The 22,020-nt window shown below is 48.3% G+C and carries 22 protein-coding genes and 1 pseudogene; 15 read left to right on the top strand and 8 right to left on the bottom strand.

The window, feature by feature from the left end; all coding sequences use genetic code 11:
• Positions 1-401: 401 nt before the first annotated feature.
• On the top strand, positions 402-1,799 hold the full coding sequence (locus HW556_RS14500) for an exopolysaccharide biosynthesis polyprenyl glycosylphosphotransferase (protein ID WP_176900814.1): 1,398 nt from the start codon (positions 402-404) through the stop codon (positions 1,797-1,799).
• A gap of 68 nt (positions 1,800-1,867) precedes the next feature.
• On the opposite strand, the pseudogene HW556_RS19020 reads toward HW556_RS14500, so the two are convergent.
• Positions 1,868-2,617: pseudogene (locus HW556_RS19020) on the bottom strand (IS5 family transposase).
• Positions 2,618-2,708: 91 nt separating this feature from the next.
• Between HW556_RS19020 and HW556_RS19110 the strand changes: the two are divergent.
• The 6 genes from HW556_RS19110 (at position 2,709) to HW556_RS14525 (ending at position 6,748) form a co-directional block, all read left to right on the top strand.
• Positions 2,709-2,852, top strand: coding sequence for a transposase-like zinc-binding domain-containing protein (locus HW556_RS19110; RefSeq protein WP_449404415.1), 144 nt, complete (start codon positions 2,709-2,711; stop codon positions 2,850-2,852).
• A gap of 942 nt (positions 2,853-3,794) precedes the next feature.
• Entirely contained in the window at positions 3,795-4,121 is a 327-nt protein-coding gene (locus HW556_RS14510; RefSeq protein WP_176900815.1) for a serine O-acetyltransferase, read from the top strand.
• Positions 4,122-4,129: 8 nt separating this feature from the next.
• A complete protein-coding gene (locus HW556_RS19025) occupies positions 4,130-4,333 on the top strand; it encodes an integrase core domain-containing protein (RefSeq protein WP_394354136.1) in 204 nt (67 codons plus the stop codon).
• 5 nt (positions 4,334-4,338) lie between these two features.
• Positions 4,339-4,464: an integrase core domain-containing protein gene (locus HW556_RS19030; RefSeq protein WP_394354138.1), complete on the top strand. Its 126-nt coding sequence runs from the start codon at positions 4,339-4,341 to the stop codon at positions 4,462-4,464.
• Between the two features lie 163 nt (positions 4,465-4,627).
• On the top strand, positions 4,628-5,740 hold the full coding sequence (locus HW556_RS14520; RefSeq protein WP_176900817.1) for a glycosyltransferase family 4 protein: 1,113 nt from the start codon (positions 4,628-4,630) through the stop codon (positions 5,738-5,740).
• A 432-nt stretch (positions 5,741-6,172) separates the two neighbouring features.
• A complete protein-coding gene (locus HW556_RS14525; protein ID WP_176900818.1) occupies positions 6,173-6,748 on the top strand; it encodes a transposase in 576 nt (191 codons plus the stop codon).
• A 35-nt stretch (positions 6,749-6,783) separates the two neighbouring features.
• Here the strand turns inward: HW556_RS14525 and HW556_RS14530 are convergent, their stop codons facing one another.
• Together HW556_RS14530 and HW556_RS14535 are read right to left on the bottom strand one after the other, a co-directional pair.
• Positions 6,784-7,527 carry a DUF4184 family protein gene (locus tag HW556_RS14530; RefSeq protein ID WP_176900819.1) on the bottom strand — a complete coding sequence of 248 codons (744 nt, stop codon included), beginning with the start codon at positions 7,525-7,527 and terminating at the stop codon, positions 6,784-6,786.
• 190 nt (positions 7,528-7,717) lie between these two features.
• Positions 7,718-8,362 (bottom strand): transposase, encoded by a 645-nt coding sequence (locus HW556_RS14535; RefSeq protein WP_176900820.1) that lies wholly within the window; start codon positions 8,360-8,362, stop codon positions 7,718-7,720.
• Positions 8,363-9,045: 683 nt separating this feature from the next.
• Here HW556_RS14535 and HW556_RS14540 point away from each other — a divergent pair.
• From HW556_RS14540 to HW556_RS14570, 7 genes are all read left to right on the top strand, one after another.
• Positions 9,046-9,735 carry a polysaccharide biosynthesis/export family protein gene (locus tag HW556_RS14540; protein WP_218136938.1) on the top strand — a complete coding sequence of 230 codons (690 nt, stop codon included), beginning with the start codon at positions 9,046-9,048 and terminating at the stop codon, positions 9,733-9,735.
• Positions 9,736-9,832: 97 nt separating this feature from the next.
• Positions 9,833-12,049, top strand: a complete 2,217-nt coding sequence (locus tag HW556_RS14545) for a GumC family protein (RefSeq protein ID WP_176900822.1) — start codon at positions 9,833-9,835, stop codon at positions 12,047-12,049.
• The gene (locus tag HW556_RS19035) at positions 11,988-12,350 is read left to right on the top strand and encodes a glycosyltransferase family 2 protein (RefSeq protein WP_394354137.1); all 363 of its coding nucleotides are present in this window, start codon (positions 11,988-11,990) and stop codon (positions 12,348-12,350) included. Before HW556_RS14545 ends, HW556_RS19035 begins: the two co-directional genes overlap by 62 nt.
• 794 nt (positions 12,351-13,144) lie before the next feature.
• Entirely contained in the window at positions 13,145-14,203 is a 1,059-nt protein-coding gene (locus tag HW556_RS14555; RefSeq protein ID WP_176900824.1) for a glycosyltransferase family 4 protein, read from the top strand.
• 12 nt (positions 14,204-14,215) lie between these two features.
• Entirely contained in the window at positions 14,216-14,680 is a 465-nt protein-coding gene (pssD, locus tag HW556_RS14560) for a PssD/Cps14F family polysaccharide biosynthesis glycosyltransferase (protein WP_176900825.1), read from the top strand.
• On the top strand, positions 14,677-15,159 hold the full coding sequence (locus tag HW556_RS14565; protein WP_176900826.1) for a glycosyltransferase: 483 nt from the start codon (positions 14,677-14,679) through the stop codon (positions 15,157-15,159). The genes pssD and HW556_RS14565 overlap by 4 nt, the downstream gene beginning before the upstream one ends.
• Positions 15,131-15,970, top strand: a complete 840-nt coding sequence (locus HW556_RS14570; RefSeq protein ID WP_176900827.1) for a glycosyltransferase family 2 protein — start codon at positions 15,131-15,133, stop codon at positions 15,968-15,970. The genes HW556_RS14565 and HW556_RS14570 overlap by 29 nt, the downstream gene beginning before the upstream one ends.
• A gap of 58 nt (positions 15,971-16,028) precedes the next feature.
• Here the strand turns inward: HW556_RS14570 and HW556_RS14575 are convergent, their stop codons facing one another.
• The 5 genes from HW556_RS14575 to HW556_RS14595 all read right to left on the bottom strand — a co-directional run bounded on the left by HW556_RS14575 (position 16,029) and on the right by HW556_RS14595 (position 21,455).
• Positions 16,029-17,186: an acyltransferase family protein gene (locus HW556_RS14575; protein WP_176900828.1), complete on the bottom strand. Its 1,158-nt coding sequence runs from the start codon at positions 17,184-17,186 to the stop codon at positions 16,029-16,031.
• 23 nt (positions 17,187-17,209) lie between these two features.
• Positions 17,210-18,640 (bottom strand): oligosaccharide flippase family protein, encoded by a 1,431-nt coding sequence (locus HW556_RS14580; RefSeq protein ID WP_176900829.1) that lies wholly within the window; start codon positions 18,638-18,640, stop codon positions 17,210-17,212.
• 16 nt (positions 18,641-18,656) lie between these two features.
• Positions 18,657-19,895: an O-antigen ligase family protein gene (locus HW556_RS14585; RefSeq protein ID WP_176900830.1), complete on the bottom strand. Its 1,239-nt coding sequence runs from the start codon at positions 19,893-19,895 to the stop codon at positions 18,657-18,659.
• Between the two features lie 176 nt (positions 19,896-20,071).
• Positions 20,072-20,299 (bottom strand): hypothetical protein, encoded by a 228-nt coding sequence (locus HW556_RS14590; protein ID WP_176900831.1) that lies wholly within the window; start codon positions 20,297-20,299, stop codon positions 20,072-20,074.
• A gap of 919 nt (positions 20,300-21,218) precedes the next feature.
• Positions 21,219-21,455, bottom strand: a complete 237-nt coding sequence (locus tag HW556_RS14595) for a transposase (protein WP_176900832.1) — start codon at positions 21,453-21,455, stop codon at positions 21,219-21,221.
• A gap of 403 nt (positions 21,456-21,858) precedes the next feature.
• Here HW556_RS14595 and HW556_RS14600 point away from each other — a divergent pair.
• On the top strand, positions 21,859-22,020 hold a 162-nt coding region (locus tag HW556_RS14600), incomplete at its 3' end, for a recombinase family protein (RefSeq protein WP_176900833.1).

Raw genomic sequence — 22,020 nt, forward strand, 5'->3', positions numbered from 1 at the left:
ACAACACCCCAAGTTAACCGACGCCTAGATCAGTGTCGCCGAGTATTTTGGCTCCTATATCTATAAAGCGGCGGTTGTCCTGGCCACGCCCCCTTTCGTGCCGGCGCGCCTCAGGAGCAGCGGCGTAATCCGCATCCACTGCGCGTCCATCAACAAATAGTTCATGCTCAAACACATATCCTATTGTCAACACTTACTTGAACCGTTTTGAGTACACTTTTGATCCTATTTTCATTTTTTTTATTAATATAATTCATAGCAAATTTTATATTATAGCCATATTGATATCAATATAGTACTATTTTAAATGTTTAATGTATAAATTACTTGCTTTGTAATTTAAACTTCATTACATTCGATAAAAGTGTAAATTTATCATTGAATAAGTCAAAAATGCGATCATGACTATTTGTAATGAACAGTCACGCTTCAACCACAATATTTTACTAGTGGTTGACTTGTTAATAATTCACGTATGTTTTCGGTTTACTGCTTATATAGAGCATGGGGGGTGGCAATTGCGAGGATATTACCCTATGTTTTTTGCTGTATTTGCGTTACTCTGGCTAATTGTGGACAACCAAACCACAGATCCTAACTTGCTTGAAAGGGTCCCCACTTATGCGGGAAAGTTTTGGCACAGGGTAAAAGTCCTTCTTGTACACGTGGTTGTACTTACCTCAGGCGTGGTCTTATTGCAAATTCGGGTCATACCCCTTAGCTATTTGGTGCTACTGTATTCATTAATTGGGGCTGCTGTGATCAGCGCAAGGTTAATCATTGCCTATTCTCATCGTCTGTACCTCTACCATTGGGCTCGCCCACATAGCCGCTTTGTAATTGTGGGGACCAGCCGAAGTGGTTGTGATCTGCACAATTTCATTGAAAGTCGTGATCCGCTGGGCAATAAATTTTTAGGATTCTTTACCGATTCCCAGGCCACTGAAGAGGTTCGGCACTTGGTGCAGGGTAATTTGAGGCAATTGAAAGAATACTGCGTACGGATGCGAGTCGATCATATTTATTTTGCGCTCCCAATGGATCGAACGCAGCTAATTGAGGAAATAGCTGGCTTCGCGGACGACCACTTCATTATTCTCTGCATTGTACCAGATTTTGAAGGCACCCTTCACAAAAACGTGGTTTTGCATCAATACGATCATGGGCTTATTCTTACCGTGCGCAGTCAGCCTCTGGCGTCTCGCTCTAATCAAGTGGTTAAGAGAGTATTTGACTTGGCTTTTTCAAGCATCGTAATTTTGTTCATCTTCCCGTGGCTATTCCCCATCCTCGTACTGTTAATCAAACTTGATTCGTCAGGACCGGCATTCTTCAATCAAATGCGCCCGGGAAAACGCAACGAGCTTTTCCCCTGTTTTAAGTTTCGCACCATGCATGCCAACTTAAAGGAGGCGGAACTACAGGCCTGCAAGGGAGATGCCCGGATCACTCGGATTGGGCGTTATCTTCGGGCCTCAAGCCTCGACGAACTGCCACAATTCTTCAATGTATGGCTAGGTCACATGTCAGTTGTCGGACCCCGTCCCAACATGGTATCTCAGCTCAGGGACTACTCACAGCGTATTCGGACGTATTCGCTGCGCCACGCTGTTACGCCTGGCATTACCGGCCATGCCCAAGTGAGCGGTTACCGAGGCGAAACCCGCGAGGAAGGGGCAATGGAAAAACGCGTAAAGTTAGACTTGGAATACTTGGAGAATTGGTCCCTGTTTTTTGACCTCAAAATTATCGGAAAAACGGTTTGGAATATGCTAACCGGCGAGAAAAATGCGTACTAACCAACTCGATTATTTCTATTTACGTCAGGTTCATTATTTGTTTAACATGTGCTAGATTGTACGGGCAGTTACCGAATCCATAAGAGGGCGGAAACGAAGTGTACCATTCCAAAGAAGCTACTAGCCGTTTTAACGTAGCGCGTGGCCAGCCGACGAAACTGTTTGAGGCGGCTGAAAAAGCGTTCGACTTTGTTACGGTTCTGGTACAGGTTGCGGTCAATCACGCGTGGCACCAGGCGATTTTTCTTGTTGGGAACGACGACTTGTGCGCCCAGGGCTACGATGGTTGCGACTACCGCGTCCGTGTCATAGGCTTTGTCGGCCAATACGTTGCCCGCCTACCAGCAAATCAGCTGCCCGTCGGCAGTCGGCCTGCTGGCCGGGCCCGAGCACCACGTGCAACGGGTTGCCGAGCGCGTCAACCAAGGCATAAATTTTGATCGTCAGCCCGCCACGGCTGCGGCCGAGGGCTTCGTCGCCAACACGGCTTTTTTTCGGCTGCCCGCCGCCTGCGCGTGGGCCCGCACCACGGTTGAATCAAGCATCACCCAGTCTACGTCGGGTTCCTGCACGGCCTCGAACAAGCGTTGCCAAATGCCCTTTTGGGCCCAGCGTCGGCTGCGCTTGCGTAGGGTGTCGTGTTTGCCAAAGCGGGCCGGCAGCGCGCGCCAAGCACAGCCATGGCGCGTCACCCAGAACACGGCGTTGAGAAAGAGGGGGTTATCGACGCCAGTTCGGCCCACATCGCCCGCTTTGCCTGACAAATGAGGCGCCAAAGCCGCCCACGCACGGTCACTGATTTCGTCCAAATTGCTCACAAACGCAAAGGTAATTGTCCGTACAACCTAGGGAAATGGTACTACAATCAATTGTTGTGGTTTAAGTAAGCACCACTCACGTGTTGGGCAAATGGCAGCAACTGCACATGTTTGTGCCCATTGCGGCAGCCAGCGGATTCGGCGCAATGGGCACAGCGGCAGGCATGCCCGCTACCAGTGCAAAGCCTGCGGCTACCAAGCCCGGTTTGTAGCCGCCGCCGCTCAGCGCAAGTAGAAAAGCTCCAGGCAGAGCGCATCTCGCAACGCAGCATCGTGCGCGTGACCAGCGTGGCGCGCATGACTGTGGCTAAGCTGGCAGAAAAAAAGCGTCGCGGGCCAGCCCACCCTTGCTGCGGCGGCAGCCGAAAAAAACACAATGTCGGCAGTGAGATGCGCTTGAACTCGACGAAATGTGGACGCTTGTAGGCCGACGGCGGCGCAAGGGCTGGTTCGCCGTCGAACGAGCGAGTCGGCGCAGTGGCTTGGGTGCTGGGCCAGCGCGATGCCCACACCGCCTGCCGTCTATGGCAGCCTTGCCCTGGTGCTACCGCCGCCACTGCTGGTACCTCACCAACCTGTTTACGGCCTATGCCCAAGCCTTACCGCTCGGCCCGCACCGACCCTGTCTAAATAACGAAGTCCAAACTAACATCGTCAAAGTCATAAATTACTCTTTGCGCCAGCGCGGCGGCGTGTGAGTGCGCAAATCCTGCTCGCTCAGCAAATCCTTGGCCATTCCCACCACACGCACCAAAATCTTCATCGACCAGCACAATTGAAGAATCATACCCATTTAGAATACCCTCTGATTTTAAAGTATGAAAAGTACCAGATTTTCCCTACTTTACACTAGTCTAGTTTAGTAGGGAGAGGCCACACCGTATTATTTTACACTTCCACACAATAATCTGATTGGCAATATGAAATCGTTGTATATAAATACTGTATTATTTTTAAGTTCGATAAGACTTATTCCGCATTGGGTGATTTTTAAACTCCATAGAAATAATAAAGTGATAAGTTATGATATAACCCGCTGGCTTAGCATAATTAAAAATGATATTAGTTATGAAAGTGGATTTTTGTATCTTATGACATTTTATCCGTAGTTTCGAAATTTATTTTATTTTAGAGTTGGACATTACTCTAAAATAAAATAAATTTCATATGCCCTAAAATGGAAACTCTTTATCTTTCGACCCCGAATATAGGTCCAGGTTTATTTATTCAACATGGCTTTGCTACAATTATTGCGGCAAAGTCTATAGGCAGGGATTGCTGGATTAATCAACAAGTAACAATTGGTTTTTCAAATGATATTGATTGTCCGATAATTGAAGATAATGTGAAAATTTTTGCAGGAGCAAAGATTATAGGAAAAGTTATCATCGGCAGCAATTCTATTATAGGAGCTAATACTGTAATTGTTAAAAATATCCCTAAAAATTGTACCGTTGTAGGATCGCCTGCATATATTATAAAAGTTGATGGTGTTAGAGTTTAGCAATAAATATGCATAAGAGGTTAGTACCCGGACGCATTCAAGTCGACAACGGCAATAATTTTATCAGCAAGGATTTGGACCGCTGCGCCTATGACCATCCCATAACGCTGTACTTCCCTCGACCTAGTGAACCGCCCGATAACCCATATATTAAATCGTTTAACGCCAACTTCCGAGATGAGTGCCTGAATGTTCATCGGTTTTGTTACTGACCGACGTGCGGGAGAAAATCGAGCAGTGGCGCCAGGAATATAATAGTTTCTGCCCCCACAGTTCCTTACAAACTTTAATTCCCAACGAGCTGGCACATACGGCTACTACCGTCGGGCTTCGGAACGCATGATGCTTACTTATGGATGACCCAGTAAATGAAGGGGGTTAAATACACGTGCTGGCCGATGCACTTATCCAGGCCATTTCCACATTCGGGAGTAAAGTTATAGGGCCGGCTTCAAAGCCATGAACCAGAAATTAAGGTTATTCACCACATTGCTTTTGTAAGTTTTATGCGTATTGTATTACTAGCGTTACACTTTGCGGAATATTCTTCCTCCTTAGCTATTGCCTTAGCAGCGACCCATGACGTATTATTAATACTAAGTGAACCTAACTTTAATAATGAGTTGGGGATAGAATTCAAATTTACTAAAACAGAATCGCTAAGCGTTATTTTATTGCCTCATAGACGCAGTATCAATACTTTGATTAAAAATATTTTTAGGCTGCATAAAGCTATTAAGGATTTTAATCCGGACTTAATTCACTGTCAGGAAGTGGAAAAAGATTATTTAATAGCAACTTTACCTTTCTTTCGCGGGGTTCCTTTTGTACTAACAATTCATGACCCAGTTACGCATTCAGGTAATGATACTATACAAAGATCAGTCCGGCTCAGATTATATACGTGGTTATTACGTCTTCATGCCGATGTTGCAATCGTTCACGGCCATGCAATGCAAGTCCTTGCTGAGAATGCTTCTCCCTGGCTCAAAGGCCGTGTAAAGTCCATTCCGCATGGGCCTTTAGGTCAGTTATTTAATATTCCTTTTACAGTTGATTGGAAATCAGGATGTTGTCTATTTTTTGGGCGTATTGAAGCATATAAAGGTCTTACATATTTTATAGAAGCTATTCGTAGTTTACGCAGTTCTGGAGTTGGAATTTATGGCGTTATCGCTGGACGTGGACCTGATCTTGAGTCTTTCAAAGACATAATTTTGTCGGACGATTCTTTTGTTTTAAAAGAATGTTATTTATCGCCAAGCGAGGTCATTGATTGTTTTCGAAATGCCAACATTGTCGTATTGCCATATACAGATGCGACTCAAAGTGGTGTTGCGGCTTACGCTCTGGGTATGGGACGCCCCGTAGTGAGTTCGAAAGTTGGGAGCTTGCCTGAACTTGTAAGTGACAACGAAACGGGATTACTAGTGCCGCCTAGAGATGTTACTGCCCTTGCAAATGCCTTAAAATACCTAATCGAAAACCCCGAGCATTCTTTGCGCATGGCAATAAACGCTAATAATTTGGCAAATGGGACTCTATCTTGGTCGGAAATCGCTTGTCAGACAGAAGAAGTTTATATTAATTTGCTCTCAAAGCAAAATCTTGATGCATAGTTGTAGCGGATTTACAGACAGTGTACCTGTTGGCTAGTCGCATGCGTAAGGGAATGGCTGCAAGCATATTCGTTGGATTTGCGCTAGCGCGTGGTAGAGGCGCTGGCCGAGCCGGGTGCATAGCAGGCGCAGGTGGCGACCTGCTTTTGCGTGAGAGCCTGGCTTTCGTGGGCAAGTTGCTGCGCCGGCAGCGGCAAATAGGTTCGGTAACGGCACTACCCGGCCGGGGCGGGCCGCCGCGCTGCCTGAGCGCAGGTGTGGCTAGTGGCGCAGGTCGGGCGCCAGTCGGACGCGACGCTAGCCTAATTGCACGACGCGCTGAGGCTGAAACCGGCTAGCGGGTGAGCGTGGGCGATGGCTGGCGCGTGCCGGACGAGCAGGGACTGCGTCGCAAAAAAAGGCCTGCACGCCACCGAGCGTGATATACCTCGCATGCGGGAACAACGCCGTCAGCACGTAGAAGCCGTCGCCAAGCGGGCGGATGTGCACCGGTTTTATTTCCTGGTCGAGACGGTCCTGCGCCTGGATTACACGCGGCTCTACGGACGGGCACCAAGCGGCCGCCGCGCGGGTAGGGCTGTGCCGCTGCGCCGGGGCAAAAGCCTGATACTAATTGGGGCGCTGGGCGTGCGCGGGCTGAAAGCCGTACAGCTGTTGGAGGGCGCGTTGAACCAGCGCAGTTTCGCATTCTACATCCGGCGCATTCTGGCCCCGCAATTGCGGGATGGCGACATGCTGGTGCTCGACAACTTGCCAGTACACATGCTGGCCGGGCTGCAGCAGAAACTGGCCCGACATGGCGTGGAAGTGCTGTTGCTACCGCCTTACTCGCCTGATTTCACCCCGGTCGAGCAGGCCTGGAGCAAGCTCAACACCAAACTACGCGAAGCGCAGGCCTGCACCCGGCAAGCGCTAGATGCAGCCTTGCAAACCCCCATCGACTGGATTACCAGCACCGATGCGCTCGGCTGGTTCAATCACTGCAGTTGTCACGTACACCGTTCATGAATCCGCTATGAGTGCCCGCCCAAAATATATTATACTTATGTGATATGGCGCCATATCAGGCAGGATAGCAGCAGGCTCCCCAAGGCCGCTGCCGTTATGAGACTGGCCCCATCCCATATGTGTCGAATATCCGGATTAATTAATAACCTTATATATATAATTAATACCATATAAATGAAAGCTCCAATCCAGAATATCGTTTTATTAGTTCTGACTGGGTAAGTTGAATCCTTTTGAGGAAGCGAAATGAAAACTAAATAAAATGAGAGTGATGCAAACAAATAGTAGCAAAGTTCGAGCAACTGATAACCTCGAACGTTCAGGAAAGAAACCTGATAATAGTTGTCTAATACCGGAAGCATGTGAACCAGCACTCCGTTTGTGTGCGTGATGCTGTCAAGTACTAGGTGCGAGGAGATGCCAACCAGCATATTCAGTATCACTAACACGTACCTACGCTGTAGATAGCGAATCCAGTTCTGGCGTTTGTACGCCACAAAACGGCCCGAAAGAGCACGGGTAGGTAAGTAATCGATAAGGGTAGCCTTGACTATCCCATGAAAAACAACCGCTAATAGTAATGCCACAGGCAGATCAAAACCAAACACCCCGGCAAGTGTGTGGCTATATATATTGCCACTTCTCATTTGAATGAACTTTTCGAAATCGGGTGCTAGGCTTCCGGTTATAAGTCCGGTCATAGACACATACTTTTTCCACTTTATGGGCAAATTGCGAGCAGGAAGAATTATAGCAGGATGAAAAAAAGTAAATGGCATGATGCAAGTAGAGATAGGAAAATTGCTGATTTATTTAGCTGTGTATTACATGCTCATTATGAAAAATGCAGCTGTATGGTAGTTTATATTGCAATTAAACAGTTAAAGAAAATATAATCTGAGCCTCTTCAATTAACTATATAATATAATTGCGAGAAAGTATATTATTTTTGTATATATTTTGTAAATATTAATACAATTTAGGCTGGGGGTTAGGGCTAAATTTTCTCAAGAAGAGACCGACGAATGCCAGCAAATGCCAAGCCCGCCAGTTGCCGACGCTGGTTTGATAGCGTACAATCAAGATTTTGAAGCTGTCGAGCCAAGCGTTAGCGTGTTCTAACAGCACGCGCCGACGATAGAGTTTGGAGTCAAAAAACGTGTCGTCAGGTGTTTGCCAATTGGTGGCGCGGCGGTTGCGGGCGATGTTGGCTTCGATGTCACGGGCGGCACAGGTCTGGCGCAACTCGTTGGTATCGAAGGCACTATAGGCGTTTACGAACTTCCCAGCCACGGCAATACCGGCCGCTTCGAGCCATTGGCACAACTCCTCAAATAAGGTCGCTAAACGGTAACTGTCATGGTGGTTGCCTGCTTGTGGGGTCGCACAGGGCTGAGGCTGGCCCTGGTTATCAACCAAAAACAAAGCTGTGGTCGTGCGGGCCTTCTTACACTCCTGATAGCCTATGGCCGCCCCACCGTGTTTAGCCGGCGTGTGGCTGCCATCGAGTTGTACAGTGGAACAATACAGTAATTGTTTATTGTGCCATAACACATTTAGCCACATGGCTTCCCACGCCCCATCTATGCGCCGCTTGTTGAACCGAGCGTACACGCCTTACCAAGTCAGCATGGCACCGTTAAAAAAACTGTTTAACTGGCAATAGCGCTACTCGCAGCCGGTTTTAATCTTGTAGAGCAAAGCCTCAAGTAACTCGGCCGGGGCCACCCGGCTAGGACGACCCGTTGGCGACTGAGGTAGGTGGGGGAAACCCAGGCACGAATAATATCTGTGGGCAGGACATCCATGAAGCAGGTGAGAGGAGACGGGGCGCACCCCAAATCTCTCCCGAATTGTGGGAGTATTATGCGTTTCGGCTACCGCCCCTGTCTTTCTAGACCGCTTCATTACTATATGATACACAATTTCAGTGTTTTCCCATTGCTAATGAAAATATAATACATATATTAGAAGTATGCAAGTAAAATATATGAATTTCTGATGGGAGCGATACTTTGAATTATACTCAGGACCTCCAACCCTTATTGAGTGGTCGGTGAGTGTCTCTTTATTTTAAAAGACGTCATGCTAATGCAGATGCTAGATGAACGTGACGTTCTGATAGGTCAAATTGATTCTCCAAAAAGGACACAGTATCCAGCTTTCAAGAAATTCTTTGAACCTAACCTAGCAGTATCATGACTTCATATATAAGCACAACTTTGCTATTTACCTTTTTAATGATATTTACTTCGTGTAGTTCATATAGAAAAATACCTTATTTTCAAGACCTTAACATGTCAAAGGTTTTAGAAGAGCCATTGGATAATTACACTCCTCCATTAGTACAACCCCAAGATATTCTAGGCATTAGCGTTTCTAGTTTGAATCCCGAAGCATCAGCGGTTTTTAATTACAATTTAAATCGGGTCAACGGCAATAACTACGATTTGTCGCCGGGAAATCCGGTAGTCGGATACCTAGTGGATGACCAGGGCGAGATAAATGTACCTATAGTAGGCGCAATAAAAGTATCTGGACTGACAACATCAGAAATCAGCCATCAGCTGCAAACAAAGCTGCTACCTTACTTAAAGGAACCCATTGTCAATCTGCGGATTATCAATTTCAAAGTAGCTGTTTTTGGAGATGTTCTCAAACCTGATATGTATATGGTACAGAACGAGAGAATCACCATTCCCGAAGCGTTGAGCCTTGCCGGCGACTTGAATATTACTGCTATCCGCACCAATGTATTGCTTGTGCGCGAGCAGAACGGCAAGCGACAGTACATTCCTATTGACTTAACATCAAAGGGAATATTCAAGTCTCCTTATTTCTACTTAAAAAACAATGATGTCATTTATGTTCAGGCTGATAAGACCAAATTCGCAACGGTTGACAGAGGCTACCGGACGGCCAGTTTAGTGCTCTCCGGACTATCTGTCCTAGCCATTACGCTTTCCACTATTCTTCTTCGTCGATAATATGGGATCATCTCACTCCACTCGTTCGACCCCATCAATGCTGACTGATACTGGCCTTTCTATTCGTCGGTATATAAGCTACTGGCCGATTTTCTTAATGAGTTTGCTGCTGGCGCTGGGTGCGGCTTGGTGCTACTTGCGCTACGTTAAGCCTGTTTATCAGATTAAATCGACCCTGGCTATTCAGGACGAGGCGACGGTACCCAAGAAGTCAACGCTTCAGGAATTGGAATTGGTGACCTCGCCGAAGGTTATCGAGACAGAAATCGAAATATTGAAGTCACGCCGCTTTATTCGGCAGGGTGTGGACGAGCTGGGCCTAAGCACTTCCTACGAGCTGAAAACTGGTCTCCTTACCCGGGACCTATATCAGGACTCGCCGGTGAAGCTGGTATTGTTACAGCCTTTCGACACTGTGGAAGACCAAGTACTATATCTGTACCTTAATAGCCCGACTTCGTTTACGCTGGAGGAAGCCGGCAAACCGGCGCGGACACTGAGCATGGACGAAACCGTGCAGAGTGGCTTTGGAGCTTGGCACTTGGAGCCGACGACACATGTGCGGCACTTTATAGGAGCGACAATCAAAATAGAGCTGCAGAATCCGGAGAAAGTAACGGCACGGTACCAGAAAGGTATTGAGGCAGTGATGCTCAGCAAGAAGGCTCCGACGCTTAGCCTAACTGTAAACGAAAGTAACCCAGACCGAGGCAAAGCACTACTCAACTACTTGACGAAGGCACTCAACGACGCATCCATAGCCGAACAGAACCGCATTTCACAGTCCACTATCAGCTTCATCAATGAGCGGCTGCAGTCCATTACCAAGGAGCTTAACGCTTACGAGAAGGAAGAGGCCAACTACAGAAGCCAACGCGGTATAACGGACATCTCATCGCAATCGCGGATTTATCTGGAGAATGACCAAGCCAATGGCAACAGTCTGAACGAAGTGAATGTGCAGCTCAACGTGATAGCAGGTCTTGAGCAGTATTTGACCGAAGGCCAAGCCGATGAAAAAGCGCCTTCTACTGTCGGCATCAATGACCCCGGCCTAAACAGCTTAATTGAGAAGCTTTCGCAACTACAGCTACAACGGGAAAAGCTGCTAGCGACTACCCCTGCTGATAATCCGTTGTTTGAGCCCCTCAACCGTCAGCTGACCTCGACCCGCACTGCCATTCGCAACAACGTTCAGGGTATCAAAGCCTCCTTAGTGAACACGCGTAAGCAACTGCAAAGCTATAAATCAAGCATTTCGAGTAATATCCAAAGCATGCCTGGCCAAGAGCGGCAGTTGGGGAGCATTAAGCGTCAGCAAGCCATCAAGGAAAATCTATACACTTACCTTCTCCAGAAACGGGAAGAGCTGTCGCTGAAGTACGCCTCCGCCACAGCTGATGTGCGGGTGGTGGATACAGCCTTCGTGGGCGACGTGGTATGGCCGAAAAAGCCCCTGGTGCTCGCCATAGCCCTGCTGCTAGGGCTGGGGTTGCCGCTGTTCATCGTGCTGATTCGGGAATATCTGCACAAGCGGGTCGTCTCGCGTGAGGAAATTGAGCACACGCTGGCGGTGTCGGTTTTGGCGGAGGTGAATCATGCCGGCAAGCTGCGGAGTGGGCTGATTTCCGACCAGCCTTCGGGGGTCGTGGCTGAGCAGTTCCGCGTCCTACGCACGGTGCTGCGGACATTGCCCGTGAGCCAGCATCCAGGCCGGGTCATCCTGATAACTTCAAGCGTTGCCAATGAGGGCAAAACCTTTGTGAGCGCCAATCTAGCCGTTTCGCTGGCCGCTTCGGGCCGCAAAACGGTATATTGCGCGTTCGACCTGCGGCGTCCCGGGGCTACCGGCTTCACCCTGGCAGGCGGGGTGGCCCAGCCCGGACTCAGCGAACTACTGACGGGTGGCGCTACGCTGGCGCAGACCATTCAGTATCCGGAGGGCCAGTCGAACCTGCATTTCATTGGTAGCGGCGCACCCGCCGCCAATCTGGCGCAGCTCATTGAGAGCTCTGCAGCGGCGGAGCTGATTAAACAGTTACGCGAATTGTACGACGACGTCATTATCGACTCACCGCCGGTGCACTTGGTAAGCGATGCCCGCATTCTAGCGCCCTGCGCCGATGTGACGCTGTATGTGATACGGCAGGGTGTGACCCCGGTTGAAGAGCTGGATTTTGTTCAGCGCTTGGCTTCTGGCAAGGAGTTTCAGGAGCTCCAGTTTGTCTTCAACGGTATCAATAAAGCCAAGCATGGCTACGGCTACGAGTTCGACGAAAGCTATTTCCAGCAGCGCCCACACTTGGTATCTTAAATGCTCGCATTGGCGCTTATTCAATTACCGTTATGATTTGCCAAAATATAGCTTTTCCATTATCGTTACTGTCTATAACAAGGAAGAGCACATTGATGCGACGATTGAGTCTATTCTGGCACAGTCCTTCACCGATTTTGAGCTGATGCTTATTGATGACTACTCGACAGATAATACTGAACTGTGGTATGCCTATTACGCTGCCGTAGACCAGTGGGTGCAGGTAATCAAGCAAGCAAACCAAGACGTATTGCAGGCCCGGAACACTGGTCTACACCTGAGTACGAGCACTTACATTTAGTTCATCGACGGCGATGATGTAATTGAGATGGATATGTACGGGATGCTGATAAACAATCCCTTGACTACACAAGCGGACATGTCAGCATGCGGTATGAAGGTTTTTCACGCGAGCAGCGCAACCGAGAAAGCTCGCCTCCATCAGCTTCAGATATGTGGCCGCGATGAAGCACCTTTTGCCATACTAAAAAGGATGCTAGAGTGGAGCACAAACAAAAAGACATACATGGCTGCTCGGGCAAAAAATATTTTCTTCGAAGGTCAGATAAATGAAAACTGTTCCATGTATTCCCGGTCCTTTCGCAGGCCCGCAAGATCGTATTTGTAGACAACTCGAACCATCTCTACATTAAACGGGATAATTCGATGAGCGTGGCAAAGTTTAACGGTGCAAAGAGGGAGAGTATTGTAGTTTCCCAAAAAATCCTAGCCGCCATACAACAATACGCAACTGAGCCTCTTGGAGAGGCATGAGCGCTGAATTTGGGGACGCACATTAGCATCCTGAACATGATTCTGCTGGCCTCTAAGGCTAAACACTACACCCATTACCAACAGGTCGCCCACAACTTAGCTGTTTATACCAAGTCGGTCAACGAGTTGAAGAACGTCAGTTTGAAGCAGAGATAAGCGTTCAAGCTATTTATGCTGAACCCGTTGCTGTATGCTTTTTTTCGTGCGTTCCTACTACCACTTGTTTCCCTCAGAAGTCAGCAAAAAAACTCGTCAACCTGTTAACCGGCACTCTTTTGTGCCCGAGCTGCCTTCAACTAGGGCTACAATACTCCGTAATTTATGCAGATTCTTTTCATCGGCGAAAATATTCATACTTCTAAATCGGGCATAGTAACGGTTATGAAGCAGCTGCTAGAATCGGACTTCCTCAAGCAGGAGGTGCGCTATCACCCCATTTATACAACCAGCGACAACCTCCCAGCCGCCAAAAAGTTACAGTGCTGGCTGATGGCATACATACGCTTTCTGTCGCTGTTACCTACTGCTGACCTCGTGCATATTCATCATGCCATTGGCATGAACTTTTGGCTCACCGGGGGCATGGTTTACATCGCCCGGCTATTCGGCAAGAAAACATTGTTGCATAACCATGCCGCCGACTTTCACTTGTTTTATGAAGGCTGCCCGGACTGGCAACAGCGCTTCATGATCAACATCTTCGCAGCGGCCGATGCCAACATCATCTTATCTACCAGCTGGCAGGCTTGGTACCGTTCGGTGGCACCTCGAGCCAATTGGGTACTACTGCCTAATGCTATTCAGTTGCCTGAAGCAGCAGATTCTAAATCATTTGCCGACGAGCAAATCACCCTGGTTTATTTAGCACGCATTGAGGAGCGGAAAGGGTTTTACAACTTAATGAACATCATGCCCGCTCTGTTAGCACAGTACCCGCAGTGCCAATTATACATTGCCGGCCAGGGCGACCTTGACGCTGTCAGAACCCTGATTGCAGACAAAGGCCTGTTGAATAACGTAGTGGTGCTGGGCTATATCAACAACGATCAGAAAGATTCGCTCCTGCGCAAGGGGCATGTCCTTGTGCTGCCCAGCTTCAACGAAGGCCTGCCCATGTCTTTGCTCGAAGCTATGGCCTATGGCTTGGTACCAATAACCACACCGGTCGGTGGTATCCCTGATGTGGTGACTAACGGCGAAAATGGCTTGCTGGTGGCACCCGGCGACGAGCCGGCACTCTTGCAAAGCATAGCGGGCTTGTTAGGTAGCGCGTCCCATTACCAGCAAATGTCAGCCAACGCCAAGAAGCGCGTGGGGCAGGATTTTGACCTGCGCAAGTACAAGCAACGGCTTGTTGTGCTCTACGATTCGTTGAAATAACACTAGCTGAACATGAAAATAGGAATTGCATTTTCGGGTGGTGGCCATTATTTAGAGGCAATGAATGCCTGCAAGGCGCTTTTAGCCGAGGGTCAACACTCATATTTCTACGTAACGTACCGACAAAAGCATCGGCCCGCCGGCAATATGCGGGTGCATTACGTGGCGCACCCTAAGCATGGCTGGGCAATTCGGCGTGCCGCGCTGCTACTGGTAAACTTTGTGCAATCGTTAGCCGTGTACGCCAAAGAAAAGCCCGACTTAATTATCTCTACCGGCGCGGATGTAACTCTATCCATTATGCTAATTGCTAAGCTATACCGCAAAAAGCTTATCTTCATTGAGTCAGGGGCAAACGTTACGAAGCCTTCGTTGACGGGAAGGTTAGTTTATCGCTTTGCGGACCTCTTCTTAATTCAGTGGGAAGAGTTGAAACCACATTATCCACGTGCGATTTATGGAGGACCATTGCTATGATTTTTGTATCCGTTGGCACTGCTAACCAAGGTTTCGACCGGCTTCTACGGGAGTGTGACCAAATTGCTTACCGTATAGGACTGCCATTTTTTGCCCAAATCGGTAGCTCGTCATTTAAGCCATTACACATGCCTTACCAAGCTTGGCTGTCGAGAGATGAGATGCAATACTATTACCAAAATGCTACTGCTTTTATTGTGCATGGGGGCTTTGGTACTTTAAGCGAAATCCTGAAGCTTGGCAAGCCTATTTTCGTAGTGGCCCGCCTTTTTGAAGAAGGGGAAGCTGGGAACAACAACCAAACTGATTTGGCAGTAAAGCTGCATAGCCTAGGACTAATTTATTACATTGAGCATCTTCCACATTTGGAAGCAGCCATAGTACAGCGAGAGACATACCTGTTTCGACAAAATGATTTGCTAACGACAATTCCAACCCTTATTCAAGAATATGTTGGGCAACTCATCCACCACAAATAAAGCAGGTCCAGAGCTTTCGATTATTATTGTCAACATGAACCACCTGAATAAGTTGAAAAACTTATTCAACTCATTGTTTGGCAAAGAAAAAACCGCCCGTACTCACGAAATCATTGTAGTAGACAACTGCTCAACGGATGGCTCGGTGGCGTACATTGCAGCAAACTACCCGAGTGTAATTATTCACCAGAACGATAAGGTTCGTGGGTTTGCAGCTAATAATAATCAGGGCGTTAACATCTCGTCCGGGCAGTATATTTTTATCTGCAATCCCGATGTGATTGTATTGCCGGGGGCAATTGATGAGATGCTTGGATTTTATGAGCGCAATCCCGGCGTGGGCATAGTGTGCCCGCAGCTGCTGAACAGTGACCTGACCTTCCAACCCTCCGTGCGGCGATTTTACAGTCTCAAGGTGGTGGCCCTGCGGGTATTAACGTGGGGTAATGATGCTTCGACGAATAAAGATATTCGGAAGTACCTGATGCTCGACTTCGATAAAAGCAAAATTCAGTTTATTGACTGGGCGTTGGGGGCAGCAATGGTGTTGAAGCGAAGTGTGTACCAGAAATTAGGCGGCTTTGATGAAAAGTTCTTTCTCTACATTGAGGACGCAGACCTGTGCCTTCGGTGCTGGGCGGCTGGTCATGCGGTGGTGTATTGCCCGCAGGCGGTGTGCATTCACGACCATCAGCGCGCCAGCATGAAGGGCGTGAATAAGTTGCTATGGTTCCATGTGAAAAGCATTACGTACTTCTTCTACAAACATCAGCTACTGTGGCGGCAAGCCCAGGGTTTCGAGCAACTGTAGCAACCAGATGTCAACGTTTTTAGCGCGGAATAAAACCATTGTGCAGGCATGTTTGCAATTATGACTTGCTTACCTGAGAAAATGCACTCGGCGCGGCGGACGGGACCGCGACTTTGGATGCCGAAAGCTTAGCAGCTAACTTATTCCACCACGGCTGTAGTTTCATTTCCAGCAGATATGCGAGCAGCAAGATGAGCACCAACTTCACTGCATACTCTAACACTAAGTTGTGAATAAACGGCAGTGCAAGAAGGAAAACAGGAAAATGAACGCAGTATAAGCCATATGATATACTGGCCAGCGCGGAGAACCAGCGAAGCGGTGCAGATAGATCCAGGTTTTTGATCACGGAGCTAAACTGAATAATAGCCAAGCTCAGAACGGCAAACAGGTAGTGCCGAAAGTCAATGAAAGGGTAGCCGTTGACGTTGAAGGCAGGGCCTTCTTCTAGAAAGCGCTGGCGCAGTGGGATAAGTGTTGCCGCTGTCATACAAAGAAGGCAGAGGTAAATGTGTTTTAACGCTTTAAAAGAGAACTGCTCGCCCCGGCAATAGATTTCCGCGCATGCCACTCCTGCCCACCACAAAACCAGGTAACTGACAATAAGTAGCATGTGGTTTGGGAAAATCAGGTAGGCCGCGTACGCCAGCAGCGAAATGGCGCCCACCGGATAAATGCTTGGCCCACTGTAATTAAAATGGTGTCGCAGGAGTGACAGCAACCATATTATGGGGAGAAACAGCATGTAGAACCACCACTCGTATGACAACGACCACAGGGCATGGTTATGCAAAAAGGGATACACAAAAATGCCGGGCTTATCGCCCGTATCCTGTAGCATAAACACATTCCCAATGAAATCAACCAGGTCCCCCCTAGTCAGCGCTTTCCCGTTCAAAAAGTTAATTATTACGGAAATAATTAATGTGCCTAAGAAAACAGGGTATATCCTAAAGAACCGCTTGAAAAAATAATCCCGAAATGTTAATTGCACCTTTTTATAAGTTGCCAAATAAATCACAAAACCCGACATCAGAAAGAAAGTAATGACTGCCTCCTGCCCAAATCGAAATGGAGCCCGTATCAAGGCTGGCACCACATTTTTCAGCTCTGTAGAACCAAACATATGGTGAATTACCACATAAATGGCTGCGGCACCCCGAATTGCCTCTAACGCAGCCAGCTTATTAGGACTTTTTTGTATAGTTTGTGCCATCAGAGCGGTATACTAACTGAAATTCAAGCTTTAATAAACGACTCATTTGCTGGGTGCAGTAGCCCGGGCTTGGCAAGCGCGCTTACCAAAATCACCACTACGGCCAAGCCAACAACTGCGAAAGGAACCCACGGCAGCGTGTAAATCATAGCGTATTGGTATAGAGGCACAAAGGCCAACATGCCGGCATAGAAACCAGCCGTTGCCAACCATGTTGAAAACCCCTTTTTGATTAGCAATACATCCTGCAAAAAATGGAAAATCAGTAGGGAACCTGCAATAGAGTAATTTACGACGGATAGTGAGCGGTAAAGCATCAAGCCAAGAAGACAGCCAACTACGTTGCAAACCAAGCTGCACAGATTGAATATCATATCCATCTTTTCCATTTTCATCGCCACGATGAGGTTGGCTTGCAGAAACATTGTCGGGAAAACTAGAAATGTCAGGAACATCAGGTTGACGCAGGGAACAGCATCTGCATAAACCCGGCCGAATACTAGCGGAAGCCAGAATTGCGAGAAGGATACAATAAAGGCATAAACAAGTACTGACGTCAGAATATAAATTCGTTGAATATTATTGAATAAGCGCCGCAATTCATTCAAATTCCCAGTTTTGTACAAAGCAATGAACCGTGGAAAAATACTGCCAGAAGCGACAATAGGCAGCAATAACATAACGGAAAAAATTTTGAATGAAATCTCATAGTTAGCTACTTCTTTAAGGGTGAGCATTTTTGAGATGATAATATTGGCTACGCTCCAATATACCACTGATACGCTGCCAATTATTACGAAATACCAGTTGCTAGTTAATATATTGCGCAGGTGTGCCAGGTTGATGTTTCGCTGAAGCACCTCGACTAAGGTAATATTACTGGCCGACCCGATTTTGATAAACAGGTTAACCGTAATCAGGCGTGCTACCACCAATAGAATGGCAATATTTATTATCGGCAACGCATAAAGAAACAGCAGACTACCTACTGAGAGCTTAAGCAGTGCATCTATCAGCAGAATATTGGCTGATTTTTTTTGTAAAAACTCGGCAATATTCAGGCACTTTATGGCACTGATTAGGTTGTCGAAGATAATGTTAGTTCCCAGTATAATGCTGAGCATGCGAATGGTGCCATTTGGGTATAGGGTGAAGGCAGCCACTACGTTAACGGCGTAAAACACAAGCCCAAGAATGACCTGTATTTTTAAATAATCAACGGTGAGACTGGTTTTATCGTCAGACGATGCATAGTCGCGAATAAACCACTGACTGAGGCCCATAGACGAAAAGGCCGCTACTAGCTGATACACGGTATTGGCAATGAGGAACTGCGCAAAATCATTAGCCGGAAATTTCCGGGCGAGTATCACAAAAAATGCACTGGTCATGCCCGTTTGAAGCAGATTAGCCAAAATCCCCCAGGCACTATTGATTAAGAGTGGTGAGCGCAACACTCGTTGCCGTAGATTAAGCAGCCTGCCCATCGGATAAAGTCGATTTGGGTGGATGAACAATGAGCAGGGCCAGTAGAGTAACAACGATAAGCGTGATGCGGCTTTCGGAGAGAGAGTAGACAGTATTAAATGCTAGTAACCAACTGGTGATAGCTGCCAGAATAAAGACGATGCTAAAATCCTGTCGGCCTCTGATATTAGCATAGAGTACTTTCACTACCGGAGTTAACACCAACGACAGGAATAGAATAAAGCCGATGAATCCTGTTTCCACCAGCACCTTGAGATAACCGTTTTCCGGCTGGTCGAAATAGACAAATTCATCGTCAATTTCCGTATATAGCTCTTGCTTATGAATAGTTGTATAGGCCTGAAAATTGCCGATGCCTATGCCAAGTAGCGGGTTATTGAGGCTAATGTCAATAGCTTCGAACCAGATACTTTGCCGGTACTTATAGTCCTCGTCGATATTGGCCGTCCGGTTCAGAATAGGAATGCCTGGACTTGCTAAAGCGAAAAGGCTGCCAGCCACGAGCGCAAAGGCAATTGTATAGACCTGTAGCCGCCAGCTACTGCACAAAAACAGCACCATTAGCCCTGCCAGCATCCCTCCCAGTGCTGACCGGCTGCCCGATAGCAGTATGCCACCGCTACAGGCCAGAAACAGCCCCAGGTAGAGTAGTCGTTTGGCAGTCTTAACTTCGCCACGGCCGGCTCGCAGAAATAGGAACCCCGTCATGGCTAGGAATTGCCCATTGGCCTGTGAGTCGTGAAAGAAGCCTGGGTATCTTATGGTATTGTTTTGAGGATCGAAAGTATTCAGATTTAAAACGGGGTAAAATGTAAATGATAGACCACCAATTGTTTGAAAAGCGATAAAAAACAGCAACACGACACTACTGAACCGTAAAGCACGCAGGATGCGAGGATAAAAGGCGGGGTTTTCGGCGCAGGCTAGCACGACGAACCGGCAATACACAAAAGCAGGCATCACCTGAAGCAAGGCCAGTGTGGAATCTTTAGGAAATTCTGAAGCTAGACTGCCAAGTAAAAGTGAAATAGCGAAAGCCAAAAAGAGGACGGCGTTGACGCGAGAAAGGGAATACAATCCCTGAACGAAGGCCTTAGGAAATAGCATCAGGCAGCTTAAGCTTAGAATATCGAAGACCTTGAACCCGCCCCAATTCAATTTTGTGACTAACAAACCCATGAGAGGCAGGCCATATAAAATAAAGAGGAGGCACTGCTCCAAACTTCTTCGGTATAAGTGATAAGCACCAAAACCCAGACAGGTTCCTATAGCTAAATAGACTGTTAGACCACTGTCATTCATAGGTTTAGTAGTGTACAGGGGAACGTTTTAGGTGGGCTTGAACAGCATGCATTTATGCCGCATAAGCCCTATCGCACTCCGTAGACAGGAAAACATCACGGTCGGTGTTGGTAGGTGTTGTCATCGACGAAAGCATTACGCCTGCCGGTAGATGGTTTAGCGCCGCCCAGAGTGACTTTATTACCCGGTTGAATGGTCTTGTCTGTTCCCGCATCGGCCACTAACTGAGTTGATTTTTGCACCGTGAATTCAAGCGTGGACTGGGCCAAGTTCGGGTAGCTGCTAATACAAATCTGCGGGAGAGTAGGTATTGAGTAGCGCATAGGCCATCTAGTTTAAGATGTCAGCTCTTCCTCTACAAAGCTAGCCCACCCCAAAAGATATAAATATTATTATTAATAATATAATATTTATGTAAAAAATAAGAATAACTTTATTGTACAGACTTATATCTGGTTGGTGGTCTAATTTAGGATATATTACACAGTGCGTTGATGGTAACGGCTTACTACACCTGCGCCAAGTCTAGCAGCCAGCAGATTCGGCGCAATGGGCACAGCGGCAGGCATGCCCGCTACCAGTGCAAAGCCTGTGGCTACCAAGCCCGGTTTGTAGCCGCCGCCGCTCAGCGCAAGTAGAAAAGCTCCAGGCAGAGCGCATCTCCCAACGCAGCATCGTGCGCGTGACCGGCGTGGCGCGCATGACTGTGGCTAAGCTGGCAGAAAAAAAGCGTCGCGGGCCAGCCCACCCTTGCTGCGGCGGCAGCCGAAAAAAACACAATGTCGGCAGTGAGATGCGCTTGAACTCGACGAAATGTGGACGCTTGTAGGCCGACGGCGGCGCAAGGGCTGGTTCGCCGTCGAACGAGCGAGTCGGCGCAGTGGCTTGGGTGCTGGGCCAGCGCGATGCCCACACCGCCTGCCGTCTATGGCAGCCTTGCCCTGGTGCTACCGCCGCCACTGCTGGTACCTCACCAACCTGTTTACGGCCTATGCCCAAGCCTTACCGCTCGGCCCGCACCGACCCTGTCTAAATAACGAAGTCCAAACTGACATCGTCAAAGTCTTAAATTACTCTTTGCGCCAGCGCTGCGGCGTGTGAGTGCGCAAATCCTGCTCGCTCAGCAAATCCTTGGCCATTCCCACCACACGCACCAAAATCTTCATCGACCAGCACAACCAGCGCACTATCCCTAATTAGACCACCGCCTTTTTTTAAAATGTCGAACTCCTGCTCGGCTCGCTATAGACGGGCGCGCAGGGCGCGAACCTCCGGGTCGCGCGCCAGCTCAACGCTGCCGACCTCGGCCACTACCTGCGCCTGCTGCCATCGGTAGAGCAGCTTGGGGCTGATGCCTAACTGCCGGGCCGCCGCCTGCGTACTGCGGCTCTCACTGGCTAGGCGTAGCGCTTCCGCCTTAGAGGCCTCGTCGTACTTACGCCGTTTGTAGGGCGACGTCATGTTGGTTTTGGTTACCATGACAGAAAAACATACATCTTTCTCATGTCCGTCTTGCCTGGACTACCTCAATTACCACTGCCCTGGCCTTTTTAGTCTTGATGGTCCTATTGCTTATCTTTATCAAGTTCGTCGATGTGCTCTTAAAGTCGACTGGTCCTATATCGAGGTATTTTTCGGAACTGTGATTATTGCTGGTATCATCGGCTTCAAGCTGGCTGGCCTCACTATTGAGCACAAGCGCGCAAAATTCCGCTGCTCCCCGCCAGGGCGTACCGATGCCTGGTAACTGCGGGTACGCGGGTTCATTAAAGTACACCATACTGGCCCCCACCACCCAGCCCTGGCCTGACCCGGAATGAAGGGGCCACAAAGTAGGGCCAGCCGCGTATCTTCCTGGCCCCACCTTCCTGACCCATCTGCCATGCACTTCGGCTACGCACGCGTCTCAGCCAAAGACCAGCACCTCGATACCCAACTCGCCCAACTTCAGGCCGCTGGCGTGGACCTGGTGTTTCAGGAAAAGATCAGCGGTGCCACTACCCAACGGCCCGTGCTCACCGAGCTGCTGGCCACCTTGCGGGCC

Origin of the sequence: Hymenobacter terrestris (assembly GCF_013377905.1) — a bacterium.
In the GTDB taxonomy this organism is placed as follows: domain Bacteria; phylum Bacteroidota; class Bacteroidia; order Cytophagales; family Hymenobacteraceae; genus Hymenobacter; species Hymenobacter terrestris.

Bases quoted from the DNA above. Each gene is read 5' to 3' on its own strand.
- HW556_RS14500 (WP_176900814.1), top strand. From the start codon at position 402: ATGACTATTTGTAATGAACAGTCACGCTTCAACCACAATATTTTACTA.
- HW556_RS19110 (WP_449404415.1), top strand. From the start codon at position 2,709: ATGGCAGCAACTGCACATGTTTGTGCCCATTGCGGCAGCCAGCGGATT.
- HW556_RS14510 (WP_176900815.1), top strand. From the start codon at position 3,795: ATGGAAACTCTTTATCTTTCGACCCCGAATATAGGTCCAGGTTTATTT.
- HW556_RS19025 (WP_394354136.1), top strand. From the start codon at position 4,130: ATGCATAAGAGGTTAGTACCCGGACGCATTCAAGTCGACAACGGCAAT.
- HW556_RS14520 (WP_176900817.1), top strand. From the start codon at position 4,628: ATGCGTATTGTATTACTAGCGTTACACTTTGCGGAATATTCTTCCTCC.
- HW556_RS14525 (WP_176900818.1), top strand. From the start codon at position 6,173: ATGCGGGAACAACGCCGTCAGCACGTAGAAGCCGTCGCCAAGCGGGCG.
- HW556_RS14530 (WP_176900819.1), bottom strand. From the start codon at position 7,527: ATGCCATTTACTTTTTTTCATCCTGCTATAATTCTTCCTGCTCGCAAT.
- HW556_RS14540 (WP_218136938.1), top strand. From the start codon at position 9,046: ATGTCAAAGGTTTTAGAAGAGCCATTGGATAATTACACTCCTCCATTA.
- HW556_RS14545 (WP_176900822.1), top strand. From the start codon at position 9,833: ATGAGTTTGCTGCTGGCGCTGGGTGCGGCTTGGTGCTACTTGCGCTAC.
- HW556_RS19035 (WP_394354137.1), top strand. From the start codon at position 11,988: ATGGCTACGGCTACGAGTTCGACGAAAGCTATTTCCAGCAGCGCCCAC.
- HW556_RS14555 (WP_176900824.1), top strand. From the start codon at position 13,145: ATGCAGATTCTTTTCATCGGCGAAAATATTCATACTTCTAAATCGGGC.
- pssD (WP_176900825.1), top strand. From the start codon at position 14,216: ATGAAAATAGGAATTGCATTTTCGGGTGGTGGCCATTATTTAGAGGCA.
- HW556_RS14565 (WP_176900826.1), top strand. From the start codon at position 14,677: ATGATTTTTGTATCCGTTGGCACTGCTAACCAAGGTTTCGACCGGCTT.
- HW556_RS14570 (WP_176900827.1), top strand. From the start codon at position 15,131: ATGTTGGGCAACTCATCCACCACAAATAAAGCAGGTCCAGAGCTTTCG.
- HW556_RS14575 (WP_176900828.1), bottom strand. From the start codon at position 17,186: ATGGCACAAACTATACAAAAAAGTCCTAATAAGCTGGCTGCGTTAGAG.
- HW556_RS14590 (WP_176900831.1), bottom strand. From the start codon at position 20,299: ATGCGCTACTCAATACCTACTCTCCCGCAGATTTGTATTAGCAGCTAC.
- HW556_RS14595 (WP_176900832.1), bottom strand. From the start codon at position 21,455: ATGGTAACCAAAACCAACATGACGTCGCCCTACAAACGGCGTAAGTAC.